The sequence below is a fragment of the Thermoflexus sp. genome, from assembly GCF_025055495.1.
GTDB lineage: Bacteria > Chloroflexota > Anaerolineae > Thermoflexales > Thermoflexaceae > Thermoflexus.
The window spans coordinates 1-3315 of the sequence record NZ_JANWXB010000396.1 but is presented as its reverse complement, the minus strand read 5'-3'; the positions used below and the strand labels follow the sequence as shown (position 1 = coordinate 3315).

Below are 3315 nucleotides of genomic sequence, written 5' to 3'. Positions count from 1 at the left end.
GGGTGGTTGTTGAGCCGCCTGTTTTTTTTGACCTGCAACGGCCGCGCTCACCCTGGGGGGTTACACGCCGTGGACGGGCGCCGGGCGGCCCCGCGAGGCCGGATTCTGGATCGACGCGAGGCCGTGTTGGCCATGGACGCGCCACGATATCAGGTGGTTCTGGAATATCCCCCGCTCGTCCAGGGGGGAGATCCGGTCCGTCGGGCAAAATGGTTGCAGCAGGTCGATGAGATCCTGAGCCCGATGCTGGGACTCTCGGCTCAGGAGGCGGCTCGGAACTGGCCGGATACCTGGTGGCAGTTCCCAATAGCCAGGGGGATCCCGGAGGATCTGGCTCGGGCGGTGAGCCGGCGGGTTGAGGAGACCGGCCTCCGGGGAGTGCGGGTGTTGCCTTATTGGAAGCGGGTGTATCCCGAGGGTTCGTTGCTGGGCCCGGTGGTGGGCTTTGTATTCTTCGGAGCGGACCATCAGGGCCTGGAGGGACGACAGGGAGCGGCGGGGGTGGAGAAGGCGTATGATGAGTTCCTGCGGGGAAAGCCCGTGATCCTCCGGGTCCCCGTGGACGCGGAGGGCCGTCCGTTGCCGGTGAAAGAGGAGGCGCTGGCGCAGCCCGAGCCCGGTGGGGAGGTGGTGCTGACCATCGATCGGACGATCCAGGCGATCGTAGCGGAGGAACTGGCGCGGGGTTTGCAGGAGAGCGGCGCCCAGCGGGGGGATGTGGTGGTGCTTCGCCCTCGCACGGGCGAGATCCTGGCGATGGTGAGCCTGCCGGCCTTCGATCCGAATTCCCCGGAAACGTTGGATCGAGATGCCCGCAACCCGGTCGTCCAGGATCTCTATGAGCCGGGATCGGTGTTCAAGATCCTCACGATGGCCGCGGCCCTTGAAGCAGGGGTCGTTCAACCGGAAACCCGCTATCTGGATTATGGGTGCGTGGAGTTCGGCGGGGCGCCGATCTGCAACTGGGATCGGGACCGCTATCCGGGCGGACGGGGCTGGCTGGATATGACGGAGCTTTTGATCTACTCCCGGAACGTAGGCGCCGCTTACCTGGCCCGCATGCTGGGGCCGGATCGATTCTATGCCGCTCTGCATGCCTTCGGGATCGGGGAGCCCACGGATGTGGACCTTCCCTACGAAGCGACGATGCGGGTGCGGGCTTATGGGGATCCGAACTGGCGGGAGGCGGATCTGGGGCGTCAGGCCTTCGGGCAAGCCGTCTCTGTGACGCCCCTGCAGATGGCGGTGGCGGTATCCGCGGTGGCCCATGATGGTCTCATCATGCGACCCTTTGTGGTGCGGGAGGTCCGCACAGCGGAAGGGGTATGGCGGACCGAGCCCCGGATCCGTCGTCGGGCGATCTCGGTCCAGACGGCGCGGACGCTCCGGGAGATGCTGGCGGCGGTCATTGAGCGCGAGGCGGTGAAGGCACGCGTGCCAGGCTACCGGATGGCCGGCAAAACGGGGACAGCCCAGATCCCCACTCCGCTGGGCTACGATCCGCGGGAGACGATCGCCTCCTTTGTTGGGTTTGGTCCGGTGGAGGATCCTCAAGTGCTGATCCTGGTCAAGCTCGATCGGCCCCGGCGCTCGCCGTGGGGCTCCGAGGAGGCCGCACCGGTATTCGCCCGGATCGCCGCGAGGATCCTGCCGCTGTTGGGAGTTCCCCCATCGGCGTCAGGGCCGTGAGAGGCCGTCCGCGAATGGGGGCACGAATACACGAATATATGAGAGTTGGGTGAAGGGACGATGGCGGGGGAAAGCGGAATTCGAGTTGCGGTTGAGGGGATGACGCTGGCAGATCTGGCGGAGGCGCTGAGCGGGCGGCGCCCGCCCTGGGAGACGCCCATTTCGCATGTGGCCATCGATTCGCGGGCATGCGAGGCGGGAGATCTGTTCATTGCATTGCCCGGGGAGCGAGCCGATGGTCATCAGTATGTAGGCGACGCATTCCGGCGGGGGGCCATTGCCGCCCTCGTCCATCGGGATGTTCCGGAGGGCGCGATGACGGTGGATCTCGAACGGGGGCCCTGGCCGGAATCCCTGGCTTTCCCGGTTTGCTTCCGGGTCTCCCGCACCCTGGACGCGCTCCACCGCTGGGCCGGATGGTGGCGGTCCCGCTTCCCGATGCGGGTGATCGGCATCACGGGAAGCGTGGGGAAGACCAGCACGAAAGAGTTGACCTGGGCGATCCTCTCCCGGCGGTATGAGACGCTGAAGACCGAGGGGAACCTGAACAGCGAGATCGGGCTGCCGCTGATGCTGCTTCGGCTCACCCCACGCCATCAGCGGGCGGTGCTGGAGATGGGGATGTATGCCCGGGGGGAGATCGCTGCCCTCTGTGCCATCGCCCGACCGGTGATCGGCGTGGTCACGATGGTTGGCCCCGTCCATCTGGAGCGCTTGGGGAGCATGGAGGCCATCGCGGCGGCGAAAGCGGAACTGGTGGAGGCGCTGCCGGAAGATGGTGTGGCGGTGTTAAATCGGGATGATCCATACGTTCGAGCGATGGCGGGGCGGACCCGGGCCCGGGTCTTCTTCTACGGCCTGGATCCGGAGGCCGATCTATGGGCGGATGAGATCGCGAGCGAGGGGCTGGAGGGGATCCGCTTCGATCTGCACTATGGGGGCGAGGTCTTCCGGCGGGTTCGGGTTTCGTTGTTGGGACGCCACAGCGTCCACACCGCCCTGCGGGCCATCGCGGTGGGCCTCCTGGAGGGGTTAACCTGGGAGGAGATCTTCGCCGGCCTGCGGGACCGACGGGCGCAGTTGCGTCTGGTGGCGGTGCCCGGCCTTCGGGGCTCGATCATCCTGGATGATACCTATAACGCCAGTCCACCTTCCATGCTGGCTGCCCTGAACCTGCTGGCGGAACTGGAGGGCCGGAAGATCGCGGTGCTGGGGGACATGCTGGAGCTGGGCACGTATGAGATCGAGGGACATCGCTTGGTCGGGGGGCGGGCTGGCGCGGTGGTGGATCTCCTGATCACGGTGGGGCCGCGGGCCCGCATCATCGCCCAGGAGGCGATGGCGGTGGGTCTGCCGCCGCATCGAGTGTGGACCTGTGATTCTAATTCGGAGGCTGCCGAGATCCTCCGGCAGATCCTGGAGCCCGGGGATGTGGTGTTGGTGAAGGGCTCGCGGGGCCTGCATATGGAGGAGATTGTGAACGCGTTATGCGAGGGATGATTTCGCCGGGAAGTGGGGGACGCCCCTTCGGCGTGCCTTCCCTCAGGCGTCTTCGGGAGGGGAGCGGGCCGGGCCCCTCCCCGAGGAGGAGGTGAAGAAAAATCGTTTTGGGGCTGGGGCGCCGCC

2 protein-coding genes are annotated in these 3315 nt (G+C 66.5%); both read left to right on the top strand.

All coding sequences use genetic code 11. The features are described from left to right. On the top strand, positions 1-1689 hold a 1689-nt coding region (locus NZM16_RS12860; protein ID WP_295480737.1), incomplete at its 5' end, for a penicillin-binding protein 2. A 99-nt stretch (positions 1690-1788) separates the two neighbouring features. Beyond that, positions 1789-3189 carry a UDP-N-acetylmuramoyl-tripeptide--D-alanyl-D-alanine ligase gene (murF, locus tag NZM16_RS12855; RefSeq protein ID WP_295447665.1) on the top strand — a complete coding sequence of 467 codons (1401 nt, stop codon included), beginning with the start codon at positions 1789-1791 and terminating at the stop codon, positions 3187-3189. Positions 3190-3315 lie beyond the last annotated feature (126 nt).

Coding starts and splice junctions, on each gene's coding strand:
- murF (WP_295447665.1), top strand. CDS start 1,789: ATGACGCTGGCAGATCTGGCGGAGGCGCTGAGCGGGCGGCGCCCGCCC.